The organism is Sphingomonas bacterium (genome assembly GCF_903642285.1).
GTDB lineage: Bacteria > Pseudomonadota > Alphaproteobacteria > Sphingomonadales > Sphingomonadaceae > Sphingomonas.
Window position 1 is genome coordinate 50,029 of sequence record NZ_CAHJWJ010000006.1, and the last position, 20,311, is coordinate 70,339.

A 20,311-nucleotide genomic window follows, 5' to 3' on the forward strand; every position below is an offset into this window, starting at 1 on the left:
GCGGCGGTCGCACCCCCTAGATTGATTGGCGACAAGGAGAATTTCATCATGGCCACCAAGCAGATCACCGACGCCAGCTTCGACGCCGACGTCCTGAAGGCCGATGGCCCGGTGCTCGTCGATTTCTGGGCCGAATGGTGCGGGCCGTGCAAGATGATCGGGCCGAGCCTGGAGGAAATTTCCGAAGAACTCGGCGAACGGGTGACGATCACGAAGCTGAACATCGACGAAAACCCAGATGCTCCGGGCAAATACGGCGTACGCGGCATTCCGACGATGATCCTGTTCAAGGACGGCGCACCCGCTGCGACGAAGGTCGGCGCGGAGCCCAAGGGGCGGATCAAGGCGTGGCTGGAAGGCGAGCTGGCGTAGGTGAGGCGGGCGGCCTGCGGGCCGACCGCTCCGCGGCGCAGCGGGCCGGCGCCATTCAATCCGTCGGCAACGCGAATGGCGCTCCCGCAAGCTTCGATCGCGGTTTGAAGGCGATCGTGCCGTGTTCCGGGTCGTACAGCACGGAATAGGACAGGTAGGGAAGCACGCCCGTCAGGATGAACGGCTGGTGGGCACCGGGACGGTTCTCGAAGACAAGCGTCGTTGTCTGATCCATGCCGATCGTCGCCTGCTCTGCGGTGTGGACATGCCCGGCCGCGTCCGCGAAGAACAGCGTGATCGGCGTCCCGCCGGGCCATGGCCCGGCGGGTGTGTTGGCGCTGACGATCCGCAGCCCCGGATCGCCGATGTCGAGCACCACCGCGCCGCAAGTCTTCTCCCGGCTGGTTCCGTTTACGAGGCAGCCGCGCACGGCATCGTGGAGCGAGCCTCGCGCCGCTGCGAAGCTGTCGACGATCTCGACGGGCGCGTAGCCCGCCGTCTCGGCTTCGGTGGGATTGAGGACGAGGCGGCCGGGGCCGGGTTCGCCCGGGCGCGGCAGGTCGATAATCCAGCGATGCGCGCCGAGGCCGCGCAGCGGGTTTGCGACGTCCGCAGCGGCACCCATGTTGATGCCGAGTATGGCCGCGAAGCCCTCATCCGGCTTGTCGCCACCCATGATGCGGTAGCGGGCGAACGAGACCGCGGCGGCGGTGCAATCTGCCTTGCCGCGGACGCACGACACGGCCCGGACCAGTTGCAGCGTGGCGTTTCCGCGCAGCGCACCGACCGCGACGGACGCCTCGGCAACGTTGCCGTCCAGCCGCACGCCACCGCCGTATTCCATATAGTCCGTTGCGGGTGTGGGCCGAACGTCTTCCTGTGCAAGCCCGGTCGGCAAGACGCGAAGGCCCGTCGACCCGGTGTCCAGCCCCGCCTCGACGCGCGTCGTCCCGATCACGATTGACACACCGTAACGGCGCGTGCCGTCGCCCAGCACCACCTCCCGGATCGGCACCTCGGCCCTTTGGCCGGTCGTTGCCCGCGGCATCGCCGGGGTCGCCGCCGGCGAGCCGATCGAGGCGAGGATGATCGCGGACGCCCTCGCCGCGCGGCGCACGGGCTTGGATGGCCGAAACCCGCTCCGGAAGGGGGCACTCCTACGCGGGCTTCCAGTCTGATGGGATCCGACGTACCACATCGGCGGGTCACTCCTGTCTGCAAGCGGTCCGGACCTGACTCGAGTGAGCGAGCGGCCGCACTTCAACTCCGGTAGTCGCCGTTGATGCTGATGTAGCCGTGCGTCAGGTCGCAGGTCCAGACGGTCGCGCGGCCCTCGCCCAGACCCAGGTCGACACCGACCTCGATCTCACGGTCTCGCAGATGGGCAGTTACCGGTGCCTCGTCATATCCTTCCACCGCCACGCCATCGCGTGCGACCTGCGTATTGCCGAAGCGGATCGATAGTCTGTCGCGCTCGGCGGGTTCGCCGGCCTTGCCGACCGCCATGACGATCCGGCCCCAATTGGCATCCTCTCCCGCGATCGCGGTCTTCACCAGCGGCGAATTGGCGATGGACATCGCGATCCGGTGCGCGCTGCGGTCGCTTTCCGCGCCGTCGACCGTGATCGCGATAAGCTTCCGCGCGCCCTCGCCGTCGCGCACCACCAGCATGGCGAGTTGGTGGCACAGGTCGGCCAGCGCCGCGCGGAACGCGTCCGCGCCGATGCTGTCGTCGTCGGCCAGCACCGCGTTCGCCGCTGCGCCCGTCGCGAAGGCGAGCACGGTATCGCTGGTCGACGTATCGCCGTCGACCGTGATGCACGAGAAGCTTGGTGCATTCGCGGCGGTCAGCGCGCGCTGCAGGAAATCGGGCGCGACTGCGGCGTCGGTAAAGATGAAGCCGAGCATCGTCGCCATGTCGGGCGCGATCATGCCCGACCCCTTGACGATCCCGGCCAGCGTTACCGTCCGGTCGCCGATGACCGCGGTCGTTACCGCGCCCTTGGTAAAGGTATCGGTCGTCCCGATGGTCCCGGCGGCATCTTCCCAGGTACAGGTATCGGCTGCGAACGCGGCGTCGAGCCCGGCCTCCGCCTTGTCGACCGGCAGCGGCACGCCGATCACCCCGGTCGAGGCGACGAACACGTCCGATGGCTGGCAACCCAGATGCCCCGCGGTCCGCGCCGCGATCGCCTCCACCGCGGCGCGGCCGCGATTGCCCGTAAAGGCGTTGGAATTGCCGGCATTGACGACGAGCGCGCGCGCCTGTCCGAGGGTCAGCGCACGGCGGCACCATTCGACCTCGGGCGAGGGGCATCGGCTGCTGGTCAAGACACCCGCGACGGTCGTGTCGGGAGCTAGCGTAACGAAGGTCAGGTCGCAGCGATCCCACAGCTTGTAGCGGGCACGCGCGACGCGGAGCGTTACGCCAGCGATCGGCGGCATGTCCGGGAAGGGAATGGCGAGCGGGGAGGGTTCCATCGTATCGCCATAGTCAGTGGTCCGCCGCGCTGCCAGTGCTTGACCGTGTCGAACCCGGCATTTAGCCTGCCGGCATGACGATCCACGTAACCATCAGCGAGGCGGAGAAGCGGCTGGCGGAACTGGTCGCCGCCGTCGTGCGTGGCGAGGACGTCGTGTTGGGTCAGATAGGCAGCTGGCAGGCGCGGATCGTGCCGATCGACGGGGAAGCCGATAGCGAGATCGAACGCCGTCGCGCCCTGCGGAAATCGGCATTCGGGATGTGGAAGGAAGAACTGAAGGGTTTCGATTTGGACATTCCGCCTTCGATGACCGACGAGGAGCTGGAGGAACGGTGGCAGCGTAAATTTGGCCCTGCTGCTTGATACACAGGTCTTAGTTTGGATCGGTGCCGAAGACCGACGGCTGACGGCACGCGCACGTGAAGCAATCGAGGATGTCGCAAATCGCATTTTCGTCAGCGCCGTCGTAGCATTCGAATCTTCCGACCTTCATCAGCGTGGGCGTTTCGGACTATCTCGGGTATCGAGCAAATCTCGACGCGTATCGAGGCGACTATTCTGCCGCTTCCTTTGGACATCTGGCGTCTCCTTGCCACGATGCCGATGTTGCACCGCGACCCCGTCGATCGGATGCTGATCGCGCATGCGATCCATGACAACCTGACGCTCGTCACTGCCGATGCGATGATTCGGCGATATCCCGTACGTAGCCTGTGGTGAGTGGACGCCGCGCTTACCCTCGCCTAAGTGGCATGCAACGATGAATCTGCTCATCCTCCTATCCGCCCTGCTGTCCGCGCTGACTGGCATCGGGTCGGCCGTGCGTCGGCCCGAGGTCGCGCAGGCGGTGGCGGCGCGGTCTGTCGCCGTGCAACCCGCACGGGCTGCGGCGGCGCTGATCGCGCAGCGGCCGGTGGTGCCTTTGCCGAAGCTGGTCGCGTCCGCTGCGATGGAAGCCGCGGTCGCATTCGTTCGCGTCGTCTCGATCGACTTTTGGGCGAACCGTCGGCGCGAATAGCGCGACGTCGATCCGGACCGCGGTCCGCTTTTCTCCCCCTTTTCTCCTACGCGACTGTCCATCCGACAGCCGCGCATCGCAATCTCAGGAAATCCCCATGTTCGGTGGCCTCGCCAAATCCATTTTCGGGTCGTCCAACGACCGCTACGTCAAGTCGCTGAACCCTATCCTCGCGAAGATCGCCACGTTCGAACCGACGCTGAGCGCGATGTCGGACGAGCAGCTTGCGCACCAGACCGTCCTCTTCCGCGAGCGGCTTGCGGAAGGCACCAAGCTCGACGACCTGCTGCCCGAAGCCTTCGCGACGGTGCGCGAGGCGGCGAAACGCGCGCTCGGGCAGCGGCATTACGACGTGCAGATGGTCGGCGGGATCGTCCTGCACCGCGGCGAGATCGCGGAGATGCGCACCGGCGAGGGCAAGACGCTGGTCGCGACGCTCGCCACCTATCTCAACGCGCTGCCCGGCAAGGGCGTGCATGTCATCACCGTCAACGATTATCTCGCCGCGCGCGATTCGGAGTGGATGGGGCAGGTCTACAAGTTCCTCGGGCTGACCGTCGGGGTCATCGTGCCCAACCTCAGCGACGAACAGCGTCGCGACGCGTATAACGCCGACATCACCTATGGCACGAACAACGAGTTCGGTTTCGATTATCTGCGCGACAACATGAAGTACGATCGCGCGTCGATGGTGCAGCGGCCGTTCGCGATGGCGATCGTCGACGAGGTGGACTCGGTCCTGATCGACGAGGCGCGCACGCCGCTCATCATCTCGGGTCCGACCGACGACAAGTCGGAACTGTACATGCAGGTCAACGCGGTCGTGAAGCTGCTCGAACCGATCGATTACGAGAAGGATGAAAAGCAGAAGTCGATCATCCTGACCGAGGACGGGACCGAGAAGGTCGAGCGGATGCTGGAGACCGCCGGGTTGCTCGAAGGGCAGAACCTGTATGATTTCGAGAACACGCAGGTCGTCCACCATCTGAACCAGGCGCTGCGCGCGAACATGATGTTCAAGCGCGATACCGATTACATCGTCAAGGACGGCAAGGTCGTCATCATCGACGAATTCACCGGCCGCATGATGGACGGGCGGCGCTGGTCCGACGGACTCCACCAGGCGGTCGAGGCCAAGGAGGGTGTCACGATCGAGCCCGAAAACCAGACGATGGCGTCGATCACCTTCCAGAATTATTTCCGCATGTATCCCAAACTCAGCGGCATGACCGGCACCGCGGCGACCGAGGCAGCGGAATTCTACGACATCTACAAGATGAACGTGGTCAGCATCCCGACCAACGTGCCCGTCAAGCGCGAGGACGAGGAAGACGAGTTCTACAAGGACACCGCGGACAAGTTCCGCGCGATCGCCAAGAAGATCCGCGCCCATGCCGACAAGGGCCAGCCCGTGCTGGTCGGTACCGTGTCGATCGAGAAGTCCGAATTGCTGAGCGAATTCCTCAGCCAGGAAAAGGTCGAGCACAAGGTGCTGAACGCGCGTTTCCACGAGATGGAGGCGCACATCGTGGCGCAGGCGGGTCGCAAGGGAGCCGTGACGATCGCGACCAACATGGCGGGCCGCGGGACCGACATCCAGCTTGGCGGCAACCTGGAATTCCGGATGCTGGACGAACACCCCCATCTCGTCGCCGGAACGCCCGACTACGAGGCGCGCGCCGCGACGATCGACGCCGAGATCAAGGCGGAGAAGGCGGCGGTGCTCGACGCCGGCGGCCTGTTCGTGCTCGGCACCGAGCGGCACGAGAGCCGACGGATCGACAATCAGCTACGCGGCCGGTCCGGGCGGCAGGGCGATCCGGGACTGTCGCGCTTCTATCTCAGCCTCGATGACGATCTGCTGCGGATCTTCGGCCCCGACACGCTGTTCGCGCGCATGATGCGATCGAACATCGAGGACGGCGAGGCGATCGGCTCCAAGTGGTTGTCGAAGGCGATCGAGACCGCGCAGAAGAAGGTCGAGGCACGCAATTACGACATCCGCAAGCAGGTCGTCGAATATGACGACGTGATGAACGACCAGCGCAAGGTCATCTACGAACAGCGCAGCGACATCATGGACGCGGACGGCGTCGGCGAGATGGTCGAGGATATGCGCACGGAAACGGTCAACACGATCGTCGGCGATGCATGCCCCCCGAACAGCTATCCCGAGCAGTGGAACGTCGAGGGGATGAAGACAAGTCTAGCCGAGGTGCTGAACCTGACCCCGCCGATCGATGACTGGCTGAAGGAGGAGGAGATCGACCCCGAACTGGTCGAGGAGCGGGTCCGCGAACTGGCGGATGCGAGCGTGAAGCAGAAGGCGGCGGACCTGTCGGAAGAGACCTGGACCTCGGTCGAGAAGTCGATCCTGCTGCAGAATCTCGACCATCACTGGAAGGAGCATCTGTCGACGCTCGACGCACTGCGCCAGGTCGTCCACCTGCGCGCCTATGCGCAGAAGACGCCGATCAACGAATATAAGCAGGAGGCGTTCTCGCTGTTCCAGCGGATGCTCGACAATATCCGTACCGACGTGACGAAGACGATCGCCTTCGCGGAATTTCATACGCAGATGCCGCCGGCTTTGCCCGAGTTGCCCGATTTCATCACGACGCATTTCGATCCGTTCACGGGGATGGACGATTCGGCGGATATAGACGGCGGGACGTTCGGTCGGGTGACCACGCAATTGCCGCCATTGCAGATCCCGCAACCCGATCCCGCGGCTTTCGGGCAGGATCCTGCGGAATGGCAGGGCCTGGTCAGCCGCAATGCGCCGTGCCCGTGCGGGTCGGGGAACAAGTACAAGCATTGCCACGGCGCGGTGACGGCTTAGGATCGGCTCACCTAACCGCCCCACACAAACCCCCGTCACCCCGGGACAGGCCCGGCATGACGAATGAGGGATGGCGGATGGCGGATGGCGGATGGTGGGTGACGCCGCGCGCAAATCCCCTTACTGATCCGCCACGGATGCCCACCCTCCACGCCCTCGCCAACCCGGCCCGTTTCCTGCGGCTCGCCAAGCCGCTGACGCCGCTGCTGAGCTGGGGCGGGATCGTGCTGATCGCGGTCGGCTGCTGGGCCGGGCTGACGCGGACGCCGCCCGATTATCTGCAGGGCGAGACGGTGCGGATCCTCTATGTCCACGTCCCCGCCGCCTGGCTCGGTATGGGTGGATGGAGCGGGATCGCGGTCGCCAGCATCGCATTGCTCGTGTGGCGGCACCCGCTTGCTGGCATCGCAGCGCGCGCGATCGCGGTGCCGGGGGCGGTGTTCGCCGCGATCTGCCTTGCGTCGGGATCGATCTGGGGGCGGCCGACTTGGGGCACATGGTGGGAATGGGACGGGCGGCTGACGTCGATGCTGCTCCTGTTCTTCGTCTATCTCGCCTATATTGCGCTCGCGAAGGCGGATTCGGACGGCGGCGGCGACGGACGCGTACCGGCGATCTTCGGCATTGCGGGAACGGTCCTGCTCCCCATCATCCGCTATTCGGTGGTTTGGTGGAACACGCTGCACCAGGGGCAAAGCATCGGGTTGACTCGCTCGACGATCGATCCGTCGATCCTGTGGCCGTTATGGTTCATGCTGGCGGGGTTCACGGCCCTGTTCGCCGGCATCGTCCTGATGCGGATGCGCGCGATGCTGGCGACCGCGAAGGCCGAGGCGCGGATGCGGCGGATGGCGCGGATATGAACCAATGGTCGTTCGTGGTCGCGGCCTATGCCGTGACGATCGGCGGCGCGGCCGCGTTGCTGATCGTCAGCTATCTGGCGATGGCGAGGGCGGAGAAGTGAAGGCGAAGCATCAGCGGCTGACGCTGGCGTTACTGGCGGTCGGCGCGGTGGCGGGGGCTGGGGCGTTGGCGCTGTCGGCGCTGAAAGACCAGGCGTCGTTCTTCTACGCGCCATCCGACGTGGCGAAGGCCGGACTACCGCTCGGCCGTGCGGTGCGGCTTGGCGGGATGGTCGCGGGCGGATCGGTCAAGCGCGCCGCCGACGGCGTGACGGTACATTTCATCGTGACCGACGGCCGCGCGACGACGCCGGTGGTGTTTGCCGGTATCGTGCCGGACCTGTTTCGCGAACGATCCGGCGTGGTCGCGGAAGGCGCGTTCCAGCCGAGCGGCCTGTTCGTCGCGTCGAACCTGCTCGCCAAGCACGACGAGAAATACATGCCGCCGCAGGTGGCGGGCGCGATGCACGAGACGAAGTCGCTGGTGCAGTGATGGCTTTATCCTTCTCCCACCCCGGCGGAGGCCGGGGCCCAGTTGCGCAGGTTTCGGTTGGCTGGCGGTTCGCGCCGTTGCGCGTGCGTGGCAACTGGGGCCCGGCCTTCGCCGGGGTGGGGCAACTGGCGGTTGTCGGGATGCATTCATGACCGCCGAAGCAGGCCTCAGTTCGCTCTGGTTCGCCGGCGCGCTGGCGACCTTGCAGCTGGTGCTTGCGATCCTTGCCCTCGCGCGCCCGAACGGAGCGACCGAGGACGACCTTATCGCGTCGGTACGGCCGGTCGCGATCCTGCAAGGGGTGCTGGTGCTGGTTGCGATGGCGTGCCTGATCGCGGTGTTTCTGGATTCAGACATGACGGTTCAGCTGGTCGTCGAGAACAGTCATTCGGCAAAACCCTGGATCTACAAATTCGCCGGCGTCTGGGGCAATCACGAGGGATCGATGCTGCTTTGGGTCACGATCCTGGGCATCGCGGGCGGGGCGGTCGCCATCCTCGAACGTCGATTACCGCCGCGGACATTGGTCGCGACGCTTGGCGCGCAGGCGGCGATCGCCCTGGGATTTTATGCCTTCCTGCTCTTCGCCTCCAACCCGTTCGCGCGGGTGTGGCCGGGGCCGGCCGATGGGCAGGGGCTTAACCCGCTGTTGCAGGACCCCGGCTTGGCGTTCCACCCGCCGACGCTGTATGTCGGCTATGTCGGGTTGTCGGTGGCGTTCTCCTTCGCCGTCGGTGCGCTGGTGACGCGCGACGTCGGTCCGGCGTTCGCGCGGGCGATGCGGCCCTGGGTGCTGGGGGCGTGGATATTCCTGACGCTCGGGATCACCGCGGGCAGCTACTGGGCCTATTACGATCTCGGTTGGGGCGGATGGTGGTTCTGGGACCCGGTCGAGAACGCGTCGCTGATGCCGTGGCTGGCAGCGACCGCGCTCCTCCATTCGGTGACGGTATTGGCGACGCGCGACGGCCTCCGCGCCTGGACCGTGATGCTCGCCGTCGTCGCGTTTTCGATGTCGATGATCGGGACGTTCCTCGTCCGATCCGGCATCCTGACCAGCGTCCATGCTTTTGCGGTCGATCCGCGGCGCGGCGCGTTCATCCTCGCGCTGCTGGCGATCTATATCGGCGGGGCGCTGCTGCTGTTCGCGCTTCGCGTGGGGACGGTCCGGCAGGGCAATGTCTTCGAACCGGTGAGCCGGGAAGGCGCGCTGGTTGCGAACAACCTGCTGCTGACGGTGATATTAGGGATCGTGCTGATCGGCACGCTCTACCCGCTCGTCGCCGCGGCGTACGGGGTGCAGCTGTCGGTCGGGGCGCCCTTTTTCGACAAGACGGTGGGGCCGATCGCGCTGATCCTGCTGTGCGTCATGGCAGTCGGGCCGATGCTTCGCTGGCGGCGTGACGACGCGCAGGTCGTGCTGGGGCGGACGATCTGGCCGATCGTGGCGGCGTGCGTCGTCGCGGTTGCGTTCGCGTTGTTCGGCGGCGGGATCGGCATCCTGCCGCTCGCCGGTCTGGCGATCGCGGCGGGGGTGGCGGTGGCGAGCATCTCGCCGCTGTGGAAGCGCAACCTCGCCCGTACGCCGCTGTTCACCTACGGCATGGTGCTGGCGCATCTGGGCATCGCGGTCAGCCTTGCCGGGATGGCGAGCGACAGCGCGTTCACGCAGGAGACTCTGGTGGCGGTCCGCATCGGCGAGCCGCACCGCGTCGGGCCGTACAGCGTCGTGCTCACGGGTATCACCCCGGTGATCGGCCAGAACTGGTCGGCGCTCCAGGCCGAACTGACCGCCAGCCGCGGCGACGACGTCATCCGGCTGCAGCCCCAGGCGCGCTATTTTGCCGATCCGCCGACGGGTACCAGCGAAAGCGCCATCGCGACGGTCTGGGACGGGCAGCTTTATACCGTGCTCGGTGCACCGGACGGGCAGGGGCGCTGGCAGTTGCGGCTGTGGTGGAAGCCGTTCGTAACGCTGATCTGGGCCGGCGGCGCGTTGGTCGCGGCAGGCGGGTCGCTGTCGTTGCTCGGCCGGTTGCGGCGCGAGCGGCGGGCGGCGGCGCGGGCGGTGTGGGCGTGAGACATTGGCTACGGTGGCTACCGCTGGCGGCGTTCCTGGCGGTCGTCGCGGTCGTCGCGATCCAGCTCTATCGGCCCGCCGACCGGACGGTCCGTTCCGCGCTGGTCGGCAAGGCGATGCCCGATTTCGCGCTGAAGCCGATCGCCCCGGACCGGCCCGGCATTGCCACCGCGATGTTCGCGGACGGTCATCCACGGTTGGTGAACATCTTCGCCAGCTGGTGCGTGCCCTGCATCGCCGAGGCACCGCAGCTGTTGCGACTGAAGGCGATGGGGATCGAGATCGACGGCGTCGCCGTCCATGACAAGCCTGCCGATATCGCGGACTTTCTGGCGGCGGGCGGCAATCCCTATGCACGGATCGGCGACGATAGGATGGGTCGGGTGCAGCTGTCGCTCGGGTCGTCCGGCGTACCGGAAAGCTTCGTGATCGACGGCAAGGGGCGGATCGTCCTGCAGCATGTCGGCGGCATCCGCGACGACGATATCGCCGAAATCGCCGCCGCGGTCCGCGGCGCATGAAGCACGCGTCCAGCCCGTTGGTGCCGATGCTGCTGGCGTTGATCCCCGCTACGCTCGCCGCGGAGCCGCCGAGCAACGCCCCCTTTGCCAATGTGCAGCTCCGCGATCCGGCCGCGGAGGCGCGGGCGAAGGCGCTCATGCTGTCGCTTCGCTGCGTCGTCTGCCAGGGCCAGTCGATCGTCGACAGCGACGCGTCGATGGCGGGGGACATGCGCTCGCTGGTGCGTACGCGGATCGCCGCGGGGGAAAGCGCGGAGTCGATCCGCGGATGGCTGGTCGCGCGTTACGGTAATTATGTGAGCTATGATCCGCCGTTCGCGGCGTCATGGCCGTTGTGGCTCGCACCGATCGCGCTGCTGGCGGCGGGCGCGCTGATCGCACGCGGCAGCTTTCGGCGGCGGCGCTGATGGGTTGGGTCTGTCTCGCGGTGATCGGGGCGGGGACGCTTGGCGCGATGCTGCTGCTCCGGGTGCCGCGGCTGTTGTGGACGATGGTCGGTGCCGCGCTGATGCTCGGCGCGGCCGGTTATGCGTTGCAAGGCCGACCGACGATGCCGGCCCGCGGTGCCACGCCCGATGCCGTCGCGATCCCGGACGACCCGATGATCGCCGATTTGCGCGACCGGCTGTTCGGACGCTTCACGGGCGACGGCGCGTACATGATCGCCGCGGACGCGATGGAGCGGGCGGGCGAAAGACGTGCGGCGGTGCAGGCGGTGCTCGGTGGGATTCGCCATTATCCGCAAAGCGCGGCATTATGGACGCAATTGGGCACCACTTATGCCGCGCATGACGGCGGCCGCGTCTCGCCCCCGGCGTTGTTCGCATTCCAGCAGGCGATGCGTCTGGCACCGCTTCATCCGGGTCCGCCCTTCTTCGCGGGACTGGCCTATATCCGGACAGGCGATTTTGCGGAGGCGGACCGTTATTGGACGCGTGCGCTGCGCCTGTCGCCCGCTGGAACTTCGTATCGCCGCGATATCGCGGTGCGACTGATGTTGCTGGATCGGTTCCTGTCGTTCCAGCGGCGCGGGGAGCGGTGAACGCCCCTCTCCCGACGGGAGAGGGGCTGTCGCCTTAAACCCCCCGCCCGGTCTTCGCCTGTAGCGCGTCGATCCGCTTCGACGCCTCGGCCTTGGTCAGGCTGTCGCCTTAAACCCCCCGCCCGGTCTTCGCCTGTAGCGCGTCGATCCGCTTCGACGCCTCGGCCTTGGTCAGGCTGTCGTCGAACGCCTCGCCCGCTTCCTCCGATAGCGTCTTGAGATAACTGGCCTGCGCGCCGGTCATCGCTTCGGCGCCGGTCGTCCAGTCGTCGGGGTTCTTTTCGGCATTGCCGGTCGGGTGATCCTTGGGATTGGCGTGGCTGTCGGTCATCGGTGATTCCTTTCGCCCGTACCAACCCCGGTGTTCCGCGTTCGTTCCGTGTCAGGCGGCCCAAGCCTCGAACGGTAAACCCAGATCATCCGCGACCGCCTTGTACGCGATCTTGCCCTTGTAGACGTTCAACCCGTCGGCGAGGTGCGGGTCGGCCTGCATTGCGGCTTCCGCGCCCAGATTGGCGAGTTTCAGCGCGAATGGCAGCGTCGCGTTGTTGAGCGCGAACGCCGAGGTGCGGGCGACCGCGCCGGGCATGTTGGCGACGCAATAATGGATCACGCCGTCGACCTCGAACACCGGATTCTCATGCGTCGTCGCGTGGCTGGTCTCGAAACAGCCGCCCTGGTCGATCGCGATGTCGACCAGCACGGAGCCGCGCTTCATCGTCTTCAGCATCTCGCGTGTCACCAATTTCGGCGCCGCGGCCCCCGGCACCAGCACCGCACCGATGACGAGATGCGCTTGGCGGACCGCCGCCGCGATCGCCGCCTTCGAAGCGTAGGCGGTCTTGATCTGGCTGGAGAAGAACATGTCGAGTTCGGCCAGCCGGTCGTTCGAAATATCGTAGATCGTGACATCCGCGCGCATCCCGACCGCCATCTGCGCGGCGTTGACGCCCGAGACGCCGCCGCCGAGGATCGCGACCTTGGCGGGCGCGACGCCGGGCACGCCGCCCAGCAGGACGCCGCGACCGCCCTGTTCCTTCTCCAGATAATGCGCGCCGACCTGCACCGACATTCGCCCCGCGACCTCGGACATCGGCTTCAGCAGCGGCAGTCCGCGGCGGCCGTCGGTGACGGTTTCATAGGCGATGCACGTCGCGCCCGACGCCATCAGCCCCTCCGCCTGCGGCTTGTCGGCGGCGAGATGGAGATAGGTGAACAACAAATGCCGCGGCTCGAGCAGCGCGATCTCGCCGGCTTGCGGTTCCTTGACCTTCACGATCATGTCGGCGGCGGCGAACACCGCTTGCGGATCGGACAGGATCGTCGCGCCCGACGCGACATAGTCCGCGTCCTCGAAATCGATCCCCGTGCCGGCCATCGTCTCGACGACGACCTCATGTCCCGCGGCGACCAGTTCGGCCACCGACGGCGGCGTCAGCCCGACGCGATATTCGTGGTTCTTGATTTCCTTGGGTACGCCGACTCGCATCGCTTCGCTCCGAATGATCTGTCGCCGCCGCCTATAACGACGCCGCACCGGCGTGTCCCCGTTGCAGTGCCTCGAGGGCCTGTTATGGAGGGTGAAACCGGGCTAGGGGGCTAGTCAGCCAACGCCATGATATCGCACGCCAAACTTCGCGGCCAGCCGCACCGCCGGTGACCGACTCGCCATCCCCGGCCGTGCCGGACCTGCCCGCGGGCCCGTCGGAGGGTCGCAGCGGGCTGACGAAGCTGGCGGTCGGCGCGGTCGGCGTCGTGTTCGGTGATATCGGCACCAGCCCGTTATACGCATTCCGCGAAACCTTTTCCGGGCACCATGCGCTCGCGGTCGATCCGCTGCACATCATGGGCGTCATCAGCCTGATCTTCTGGTCGATGATGATCGTGGTGACCTTCAAATATGTCGCCATCATCATGCGTGCGGACAATCGTGGTGAGGGCGGCAGCCTGGCGCTGCTGGCGCTGGTGTCGGGACGCACGAAGACTCGCCGCTGGAGCCAGGGTATCGCGATGCTCGCCGTCTTCGCGACGGCGTTGTTCTTCGGCGACAGCATGATCACGCCGGCGGTGTCGGTGGTATCGGCGGTCGAGGGGCTGAGCGTCGTCTCGCCGACGTTCGGCGCGCTCGTGCTGCCGGCCGCGGTCGTCGTCCTGCTGTGCCTGTTCTCGATCCAGCGGAACGGGACCGCGCGGGTCGGTTATTATTTCGGGCCGGTCATGCTCCTCTATTTCGCGACGATCGCGGTGCTCGGCGTGTTCAGCATCGTGAAGACGCCGTTCGTTCTCCTGGCGCTGTCGCCGCATTATGCCGTCGCGTTCTTCGTTCGCGATCCGGTGCGCGCGTTCCTGGCATTGGGATCGGTGGTGCTGGCGGTCGCGGGGGCGGAGGCGCTGTATTCGGACATGGGGCATTTCGGACGGCGGCCGATCGGAATTTCCTGGCTGTTCTTCGTCCTGCCGGCGCTGATGCTGAATTATATGGGGCAGGGCGCGCTGCTGCTGCGCGAAGGCATGTCGGTGCTGCATAACCCCTTCTACGAACTGGCACCGGACAGGCTGCAGCTGCCGCTCGTTCTGCTCGCCACCGCCGCAGCGGTGATCGCCAGCCAAGCGGTGATCTCGGGCGTGTTCTCCGTCACGCAGCAGGCGATCCAGCTCGGCTTCATGCCGCGACTTCGGATCGAACATACCAGTGCGGTGACGGTCGGGCAGATCTACATCCCGGTCGTCAACTGGCTGCTCGTGACCATGGTGATCCTGCTCGTCATCTTCTTCCGGACGTCGTCGAACCTGACCAATGCCTATGGGATCGCGGTGACAGGCGCGATGTTGATCGACACCTGCATGCTCGGCATCGTGCTGACGCGGCTGTGGCATTGGCCGAAGATCGCCGCGCTGCCGCTGCTCGCGCTGTTCTTCGTGGTCGACGGCGCGTATTTCACTGCGAACCTGACCAAGGTGCCGTCTGGCGGCTGGTTCCCGTTGCTCGTCGGCTTGGTCATGTTCACGATCCTGACGACCTGGTCGAAGGGGCGCGAGCTGATGGTCGACCGGATGCGCGAAGCGGCAATGCCGATGAGGGTCTTCATCGGTTCCGCCGCCGGCTCCGCATCGCGCGTGCCCGGCACCGCTGTATTCATGACGTCGAGCGCGGACGGCGTACCGCACGCGCTGCTGCATAACCTGAAGCACAACAAGATCCTGCACGAACGAGTCATCCTGCTGACGGTAAAGATCGTCGACCGGCCCTATTGGCCCGAGGACGACCGGTCGACGCTGGAAAGCCTGGGCGAGGGCTTCCACCGTATGGTCCTTCGCTACGGGTTCATGGAGGAGCCCGACGTGCCCGCCGCGCTGCGCCTGGTCAGCGGATGCGGCGCGGCGTTCAAGATGATGGACACGAGCTTCTTCCTGTCGCGCCAGACGCTGCTCGCGGCCGACCGGCCGGGCATGATGATCTGGCGCGAGAAGCTGTTCGCGTGGATGCTGCGCAACGCGGAAAGCGCGATGGAGTTCTTCCGCCTGCCGACCAACCGGGTCGTCGAACTTGGTAGCCAGGTCGAGATTTGAGCGACCTGGTTCCGGCCCCGATCATCGTCACCGCGCTGTTCGGTCGCGCGGACACCGCCTTTTTCGACACGATGCGGCGGACGCATTTTCCGCCCGAGCGCAACCGGCTCGACGCGCATCTGACGCTGTTTCATCATCTGCCGCCGTCGATGGTGCAGGAACTGAAGCACCGGCTGACCGGCGAGACGCGGGGCGTGCACGCGCCGGTGGCGCGGGTGAGCGGGCTGATGTCGCTTGGTCGCGGGGTCGCCTACCGGATCGACTCGCCGGACCTCCTGGCCCTCCGCGCGCGGTTGGCGGACGCTTTCACGGGTATGCTGACGCCGCAGGATGCGGGCGGCTGGCGGCCGCACGTCACCATCCAGAACAAGGTCGCGCCGCCGGTCGCCAAGGTCCTGCTCGCCACGCTGTCGCAGGGGTTCGTGGTGCGCGACGTCGAGATCGCGGGGCTGGGCGCGTGGTGGTATCGCGGCGGGCCGTGGGAGCCGCTGTCGCACCACATGTTCGCTTGACCGGTTACGGCACCGTTCCTATAGCCCGCGCCTCGCGAGTGCGGGCCCGTGTCGGGGCGAAGTAGCTCAGCTGGTTAGAGCACGGGAATCATAATCCTGGGGTCGGGGGTTCAAGTCCCTCCTTCGCTACCACGCGCGAATATCGCGTACGGATCGACCACTGCAAGTGCCGCATCCGGTCGCGCCAGCGCGATCAGGGTAAGCCCGTGCGCGCGTGCATGATCGATCGCCATCGTGGTCGGCGCGGAGATGCCGACCAGCATCGGCGCGCGCGCGACCAGCGCCTTGTCCACCATCTCGAAGCTCAGCCGCGAGGTTACGAGGACGAACCCGTCGACCGCGCGGCGATCGATCGCCAGCCAGCCGATCAGCTTGTCGAGCGCGTTGTGTCGGCCGACATCCTCGAAGGTCGCGACGATGGTGCCGGTCGGATCGCATGCGGCGGCACCATGGACCGCGCCGGTGGCGGCGTTCAGCGGTTGACGCGCGCGAAGGTGGTCGAGCGCGGCGAAGATCGCGCCTTTGCCGGCGACCGGCGGCGGCGCGGGGGCGGCAACCGGACGCTGGACCTGCTCGAGGCCGGCGATCCCGCATAGCCCGCAGGCGGTATCGCTGGTCCGGTGGCGGACTCGGTCGTGGATCCGCCCCTTGCACCGATCGTGCAGCGTCACGCGGACGATCCACCCCGCCTCGGCTTCGAACGGATCGACATCGACGACGTCGTCGATCGTGTCGGCCAGCCGCTCGGTCAGCGCGAAGCCGGTCGCGAAAGCTTCGAGGTCTGAAGGCGTCGCCATCATGACGGCATAGCCGACGCCGTCGACTTCGATTGCGACTGGCGCTTCGACCGCGACCGCGCGGATTGCCTTATCGGCTCGATCATGGTGGATGATCCGTACCGGTTCGTCGCGCCGGGTCACAGCGCGAGCAAGTCCGCGGGGGTGTTGACGTTGGCGATCGGCTGAGGCGACTCGATCGGGATCGCCCCGATCGTGCGGGCCCATGACCGAATGGAAGGGCCGACCTTGAAGTTGACGGGCGCGCCTTTCCCGCCGTTCGTATCGAGCGATGTCGAGATACGCCCGATTTCCGCCGAGCAAGGTTTCTCGACGTCGCTGGGAACGAACGGTGTCAGGATCATCGTTTCGGTGAGCAGCGCGAACAGTCGGTCCAGTGCCGATACCGGCCAATGCCCCAGCACCGGTGCCCCCGCGCAGTACGCCGGTGCCCGTACCAGCAGCGCTTCGATCAAGCCGCCCGGCAAGCGCGGCATGTCGCAAGCAATTGTCAGCACGCTATCGAACCCCGACCGCGCGGCATGATCCAGCGCCGCCGCGATCCCACCGAGCGGCCCCAGCCCCGACGCAGGCACATCCGCAATCCCGCCAGCGCCACCGACCCGGATCACCGCTTCAACGAACGGCGCGATCGCAGCGGTCGCGTGGTTTGCCAGCGTCATCCCGTCGAACAGCGCCGCACCCTTGTCGGACCCGAAGCGCGACGATCGCCCGCCAGCCAACACCGCGCCCATCGTTCTCGTCATTTACCCTCTCCGTCGGCACGCCATTCAAATCCGCCTGCCAAGCGCCTAGATCAAGTACCAAGACGAACAGGAAACGATCGATGACCACCCACACCACCCGCATGCTCGTCCTCGGCTCAGGACCGGCGGGGCTGTCCGCCGCGATCTACGGCGCGCGGGCCGGCATGGCACCGATCGTCGTGCAGGGGATCCAGCCCGGCGGGCAGTTGACGACCACCACCGATGTCGAGAACTACCCCGGCTTCGCCGACGTCATCCAGGGGCCGTGGCTGATGGCGCAAATGCAGAAACAGGCGGAGCATGTCGGCACGCGGATGATGTGGGACACGATCGTCTCGGTCGATTTGACCCGCCGCCCGTTCCGCCTGACCGGCGACGGCGGCGATATATACGAAGGCGACGTCCTGGTCATCGCGACGGGCGCGCAGGCGAAATGGCTCGGCCTCGACAGCGAGGAGCCGATGAAGGGCAAGGGCGTCAGCGCCTGCGCGACCTGCGACGGCTTCTTCTACCGCGGCAAGAAGGTCGCGGTGATCGGCGGCGGCAATACCGCGGTCGAGGAGGCGTTGTACCTCACCAACCATTCCCCCGACGTGACGCTGATCCACCGTCGCGACACGCTGCGCGCGGAGCGGATCCTTCAGGACCGGCTGTTCGCGCACAAAGGCGTGCGAGTGCTGTGGAACAAGGAAGTCCGCGGCTTCGTCGATGGCGGCGGCACCGCCGGGCTGGTTGCGCTGGACTTGGAGGACACGGTTACGGGCGAACATAGCCGGCTGGCCGTCGACGGCGGCTTCGTCGCGATCGGGCACCATCCGGCGACCGAGCTGTTTCGCGGGCATCTCGATCTCGACGCCGACGGCTATGTCGCGGTCGAGACGGGGTCGACCAAGACCAGCGTACCTGGCGTGTTCGCGTGCGGCGACGTGGCGGACAAGATCTATCGCCAGGCGGTGACTGCGGCGGGGACGGGGTGCATGGCGGCGCTGGATGCCGAGCGTTTCCTCGCGGCGGCGGAGTTCGCGGAGATGCGGGAAGCGGCGGAGTAGGGCGATTGTTCCCCCGCGAAGGCGGGGGCCCGGGGGCCACGGGCGGTGCATTCCGTGACCCTGGGCTCCTGCGTTCGCAGAAGAACGGTGTGACCTATAGCGCCGCCACGATCGCCGCCTCCAGCGCCGCCCCGTCCCCTGCGCGTGCGAAACTGTGCGAGTCGGTCGGGACGATCGTGGTGCGCGTTCCAAGCCGCCGGTGGCGTGCGGCATCGGCGAAGGTGATGGCGGTCGCATCACCTTTCGCGAGCACGATATGCGCTTCGGTATCCCAGTCGCGGATCGCGGCGATCACGTCGTCCGCCAGCGTCTGGGGTTGCGACGGCGTCGCAGCGATCTTGCGCATTCCGCGAAGCGCCTTCCCGATATCGATCCCGCCCTTGAGCGCGCGCCACCACGTCGCGGGGTCGCGCAGTTGCTGCGTATAGCGCGCCCTGATCGCCGCGGCGGGGGGGAGGGTATCGTCATGCTGCACGACCCATGGATTGGCGAGGACGATCGCATCGATCCCCGCCGTCCGGCCGAACAGCGCGAGCGTGGTCGCCGCATCGCAATTGCCGAAGCCGACGATGCGCGCGACCTGCGGCGCGTGCGCGCGGAACGCGGCGACGGCGGCGATCAGATCGTCCTTCGTGCCGGTATAGCCGGTGTTCGTCCCGCTCGAGTCGCCGATCCCGCGGCGGTCGTAGCGGAATACGGGTATGCCGCGTGCGGCGAGCGACGCGGCGAGCAACGCCATGCCGCGGTGCGCCCCACTGCGGACTTCGTTGCCGCCGGACACGATCAGCAACCCGGTCGCGCCATCCGCCGCGTCGATCGACCCGAGCAGCCTGTCGCCGTTGCAGGGAAAGGCGATCAGCCTTCGCATGCTGCGATCCAGTCTGCGATATCGTCTGCAAGTATCTGCGATAGCGCGGCGTCGGTGCCCGGCTCGCTGCGGCGCCATAGTGGGGCACCGTCGACCTTTCGATCGGCGGGTGCGGGGTCGGTCGACAGGCGGACGATGCGGCTCGGGCCGCTGGGCACGGCGATCGTCAGTTCGGCGAGCAGCCGGGGGCCGAGGAGATTGCCGGCGACCGCGACGGGCGTCGCGTCGTCGCCAAGCTGGCTTGATCTGCTGTCCGACTGCCTCATTCGCGACAGTTCGCGCAACATTGCGGGGCCGTCCTGGGGGGCGAGTTGCCAGCAGCCCGCGAGCCCAGCATCCCCATCCAATATCGCGCCGCTTCGGATCGTGACGGCGTAGCCGCGCCGACCGCCGCCGCCGCACGCGTGCCGAGCGGCGGCGGTGAACGCTGCCCGCATGTCCGCGAGCGTTGTCGTCTCCAGCGCGACCATGCTCTCCCCCTGTCCGGGCAGATCGGGTAGGGCACCGCCGATGCCCCGCACCGCCAGCGCCCGCAAAATCGCGACGACGAACGCCCGTGTCCGGTTCGCCTCCTCGAACAGCGGTAGCGCTGCGATGACGACCGGCCCCTCATCCGGCCCGAACCGAAGCATCGCCTCGCGCCCGCACGCCGAGTCATAGCCGTCGATGCGTGGATCGCCGGTCATGCCGGCGGTCGTCAGGCCAGCGCCTTGGACGCGGCGAAGGCGGTCAGCGCACCGAACGTCTCCAGCATCTCGCCGTCCACCTCGTCGTCGTCAATGACGATGCCGAGCCGGTCCTCCAGCTCGGTCAGCACGCCGGCCACCGCCATCGAGTCGAGTTCGGGCAGCGCGCCGAACAACGGCGTTTCCGGATCAAAGGCGGCGACTCGCTCGGACGACAAGCCGAGAATATCCGCGAGCACCGCGCGCACCGTTTCGTCGACCAGTGTCTTGCCTTCGGGGATCACGCCGCCTCGCCTTCGTAGCCAAACGCCGCCCGTTAGAGCGCGGGGG

Annotated in this window: 23 protein-coding genes, 1 tRNA gene and 2 pseudogenes; 16 read left to right on the plus strand and 10 right to left on the minus strand. The window is 66.8% G+C overall.

Annotation, left to right across the window (positions count from 1 at the left end):
• Positions 1–48: 48 nt before the first annotated feature.
• Complete coding sequence (gene trxA, locus HUU99_RS04615; protein ID WP_174285408.1) at positions 49–372, plus strand: thioredoxin TrxA; 324 nt, start codon at positions 49–51, stop codon at positions 370–372.
• A 55-nt stretch (positions 373–427) separates the two neighbouring features.
• Here the strand turns inward: trxA and HUU99_RS04620 are convergent, their stop codons facing one another.
• Positions 428–1,489, minus strand: a complete 1,062-nt coding sequence (locus HUU99_RS04620; protein ID WP_174285409.1) for a hypothetical protein — start codon at positions 1,487–1,489, stop codon at positions 428–430.
• A gap of 143 nt (positions 1,490–1,632) precedes the next feature.
• A complete protein-coding gene (gene argJ / locus HUU99_RS04625; RefSeq protein WP_174285410.1) occupies positions 1,633–2,853 on the minus strand; it encodes a bifunctional glutamate N-acetyltransferase/amino-acid acetyltransferase ArgJ in 1,221 nt (406 codons plus the stop codon).
• A 74-nt stretch (positions 2,854–2,927) separates the two neighbouring features.
• On the opposite strand from argJ, the gene HUU99_RS04630 reads away from it, so the two are divergent.
• The 11 genes and pseudogenes from HUU99_RS04630 to HUU99_RS04670 all read left to right on the plus strand — a co-directional run bounded on the left by HUU99_RS04630 (position 2,928) and on the right by HUU99_RS04670 (position 11,753).
• Complete coding sequence (locus HUU99_RS04630; RefSeq protein WP_174285411.1) at positions 2,928–3,218, plus strand: type II toxin-antitoxin system Phd/YefM family antitoxin; 291 nt, start codon at positions 2,928–2,930, stop codon at positions 3,216–3,218.
• Positions 3,202–3,279 (plus strand): annotated as a pseudogene (locus tag HUU99_RS15765) (hypothetical protein); the annotation flags it as partial. The gene HUU99_RS04630 and the pseudogene HUU99_RS15765, both read left to right, overlap by 17 nt.
• A 134-nt stretch (positions 3,280–3,413) precedes the next feature.
• Positions 3,414–3,575, plus strand: coding sequence for a PIN domain-containing protein (locus tag HUU99_RS15770; protein WP_368039917.1), 162 nt, complete (start codon positions 3,414–3,416; stop codon positions 3,573–3,575).
• Between the two features lie 40 nt (positions 3,576–3,615).
• Positions 3,616–3,873, plus strand: coding sequence for a hypothetical protein (locus HUU99_RS04635; RefSeq protein ID WP_174285412.1), 258 nt, complete (start codon positions 3,616–3,618; stop codon positions 3,871–3,873).
• Positions 3,874–3,970: 97 nt separating this feature from the next.
• Entirely contained in the window at positions 3,971–6,715 is a 2,745-nt protein-coding gene (gene secA, locus HUU99_RS04640; protein ID WP_174285413.1) for a preprotein translocase subunit SecA, read from the plus strand.
• 137 nt (positions 6,716–6,852) lie between these two features.
• Complete coding sequence (gene ccmC, locus HUU99_RS04645) at positions 6,853–7,578, plus strand: heme ABC transporter permease CcmC (RefSeq protein ID WP_174285481.1); 726 nt, start codon at positions 6,853–6,855, stop codon at positions 7,576–7,578.
• Positions 7,579–7,675: 97 nt separating this feature from the next.
• Positions 7,676–8,110: a cytochrome c maturation protein CcmE gene (gene ccmE, locus HUU99_RS04650; protein WP_174285414.1), complete on the plus strand. Its 435-nt coding sequence runs from the start codon at positions 7,676–7,678 to the stop codon at positions 8,108–8,110.
• A gap of 148 nt (positions 8,111–8,258) precedes the next feature.
• Positions 8,259–10,190, plus strand: coding sequence for a heme lyase CcmF/NrfE family subunit (locus HUU99_RS04655; protein ID WP_174285415.1), 1,932 nt, complete (start codon positions 8,259–8,261; stop codon positions 10,188–10,190).
• The gene (locus tag HUU99_RS04660) at positions 10,187–10,711 is read left to right on the plus strand and encodes a redoxin family protein (RefSeq protein ID WP_174285416.1); all 525 of its coding nucleotides are present in this window, start codon (positions 10,187–10,189) and stop codon (positions 10,709–10,711) included. Before HUU99_RS04655 ends, HUU99_RS04660 begins: the two co-directional genes overlap by 4 nt.
• Positions 10,712–10,737: 26 nt before the next feature.
• On the plus strand, positions 10,738–11,118 hold the full coding sequence (locus HUU99_RS04665) for a cytochrome c-type biogenesis protein (RefSeq protein WP_254602935.1): 381 nt from the start codon (positions 10,738–10,740) through the stop codon (positions 11,116–11,118).
• Positions 11,118–11,753, plus strand: a complete 636-nt coding sequence (locus HUU99_RS04670) for a tetratricopeptide repeat protein (protein WP_174285418.1) — start codon at positions 11,118–11,120, stop codon at positions 11,751–11,753. Before HUU99_RS04665 ends, HUU99_RS04670 begins: the two co-directional genes overlap by 1 nt.
• Positions 11,754–11,787: 34 nt before the next feature.
• On the opposite strand, the pseudogene HUU99_RS15775 reads toward HUU99_RS04670, so the two are convergent.
• The 3 genes and pseudogenes from HUU99_RS15775 to ald form a co-directional block, all read right to left on the minus strand.
• Positions 11,788–11,856 (minus strand): annotated as a pseudogene (locus HUU99_RS15775) (DUF3072 domain-containing protein); the annotation flags it as partial.
• A gap of 6 nt (positions 11,857–11,862) precedes the next feature.
• The gene (locus HUU99_RS04680; protein WP_174285419.1) at positions 11,863–12,084 is read right to left on the minus strand and encodes a DUF3072 domain-containing protein; all 222 of its coding nucleotides are present in this window, start codon (positions 12,082–12,084) and stop codon (positions 11,863–11,865) included.
• Between the two features lie 51 nt (positions 12,085–12,135).
• A complete protein-coding gene (gene ald / locus HUU99_RS04685; RefSeq protein ID WP_174285420.1) occupies positions 12,136–13,242 on the minus strand; it encodes an alanine dehydrogenase in 1,107 nt (368 codons plus the stop codon).
• 191 nt (positions 13,243–13,433) lie between these two features.
• Here ald and HUU99_RS04690 point away from each other — a divergent pair, with 191 nt between their 5' ends.
• The 3 genes from HUU99_RS04690 to HUU99_RS04700 all read left to right on the plus strand — a co-directional run bounded on the left by HUU99_RS04690 (position 13,434) and on the right by HUU99_RS04700 (position 15,967).
• On the plus strand, positions 13,434–15,323 hold the full coding sequence (locus tag HUU99_RS04690) for a potassium transporter Kup (RefSeq protein WP_254602936.1): 1,890 nt from the start codon (positions 13,434–13,436) through the stop codon (positions 15,321–15,323).
• On the plus strand, positions 15,320–15,835 hold the full coding sequence (locus tag HUU99_RS04695) for a 2'-5' RNA ligase family protein (RefSeq protein WP_254602921.1): 516 nt from the start codon (positions 15,320–15,322) through the stop codon (positions 15,833–15,835). Before HUU99_RS04690 ends, HUU99_RS04695 begins: the two co-directional genes overlap by 4 nt.
• Positions 15,836–15,890: 55 nt before the next feature.
• Positions 15,891–15,967 (plus strand) — tRNA-Met (locus HUU99_RS04700).
• On the opposite strand, the gene fdhD is transcribed toward HUU99_RS04700, so the two are convergent.
• Both fdhD and mobA read right to left on the minus strand, forming a co-directional pair.
• On the minus strand, positions 15,946–16,755 hold the full coding sequence (fdhD, locus tag HUU99_RS04705) for a formate dehydrogenase accessory sulfurtransferase FdhD (protein ID WP_302479970.1): 810 nt from the start codon (positions 16,753–16,755) through the stop codon (positions 15,946–15,948). The genes HUU99_RS04700 and fdhD overlap by 22 nt on opposite strands.
• On the minus strand, positions 16,752–17,378 hold the full coding sequence (mobA, locus tag HUU99_RS15485) for a molybdenum cofactor guanylyltransferase (RefSeq protein WP_254602923.1): 627 nt from the start codon (positions 17,376–17,378) through the stop codon (positions 16,752–16,754). The genes fdhD and mobA overlap by 4 nt, the downstream gene beginning before the upstream one ends.
• 80 nt (positions 17,379–17,458) lie before the next feature.
• Between mobA and trxB the strand changes: the two genes are divergently transcribed.
• Entirely contained in the window at positions 17,459–18,427 is a 969-nt protein-coding gene (trxB, locus tag HUU99_RS04715) for a thioredoxin-disulfide reductase (protein ID WP_174285423.1), read from the plus strand.
• 94 nt (positions 18,428–18,521) lie between these two features.
• On the opposite strand, the gene HUU99_RS04720 is transcribed toward trxB, so the two are convergent.
• Genes HUU99_RS04720 through HUU99_RS04730 form a run of 3 tightly spaced genes read right to left on the minus strand, consistent with a single transcriptional unit; the run spans position 18,522 to position 20,265 of the window.
• On the minus strand, positions 18,522–19,295 hold the full coding sequence (locus HUU99_RS04720) for a hydrolase 1, exosortase A system-associated (RefSeq protein ID WP_174285424.1): 774 nt from the start codon (positions 19,293–19,295) through the stop codon (positions 18,522–18,524).
• Positions 19,283–19,981 carry a hypothetical protein gene (locus HUU99_RS04725; protein ID WP_254602924.1) on the minus strand — a complete coding sequence of 233 codons (699 nt, stop codon included), beginning with the start codon at positions 19,979–19,981 and terminating at the stop codon, positions 19,283–19,285. Before HUU99_RS04725 ends, HUU99_RS04720 begins: the two co-directional genes overlap by 13 nt.
• An 11-nt stretch (positions 19,982–19,992) precedes the next feature.
• Entirely contained in the window at positions 19,993–20,265 is a 273-nt protein-coding gene (locus HUU99_RS04730; RefSeq protein WP_174285425.1) for an acyl carrier protein, read from the minus strand.
• Between the last annotated feature and the right edge of the window lie 46 nt (positions 20,266–20,311).